At 69.6% G+C, this 372-nt stretch carries 1 protein-coding gene; it reads right to left on the bottom strand.

Annotated features, from left to right (window positions below; translation table 11 throughout):
* The coding region (locus AC1DSF_RS31375; RefSeq protein ID WP_478184210.1) for a cell wall-binding repeat-containing protein at window positions 1–372 on the bottom strand (372 nt) is incomplete at both ends.

The raw sequence follows: 372 nt of genomic DNA, 5'->3' as shown, positions 1-372 counted from the left end.
ACCCAGGGGTCCAACGCGTCCTCGCCGCCCAGCAGTACCGCGACACTCACCGAGGCGCTTTCGTTGGACAGGTAGTCCGCCGTTGCGCCGCTGAGGAATTCCGGGCTGGTGAGCAGCACGGGACCCCAGCCGGCGATGAGCGAACCGCCGGTGAGGGCGTCCTGCCAGGTCGTCATGGTGGCGACGGCCGCGGCGCGCGGTGCGGCGTACCAGAACTCGGCAAGCCGGCTTGCCGTGTCGACGGCGGTGTCGCCGACCACGGAGTAATACATCGAGCCCGCGGGCCAGTTCAACGGCGCGTTGTTGAGCGCGTCGTCGGCCGGTCCGCCGACGGTGACGACATCCACCTGCGACGGGTCGATGCTGTTCAGG

The sequence above is a fragment of the Variovorax sp. 01N429 genome, assembly GCF_056399425.1.
Note: the sequence above shows the minus strand (reverse complement) of the source record. Positions and strands in the feature narration are given on the sequence as shown.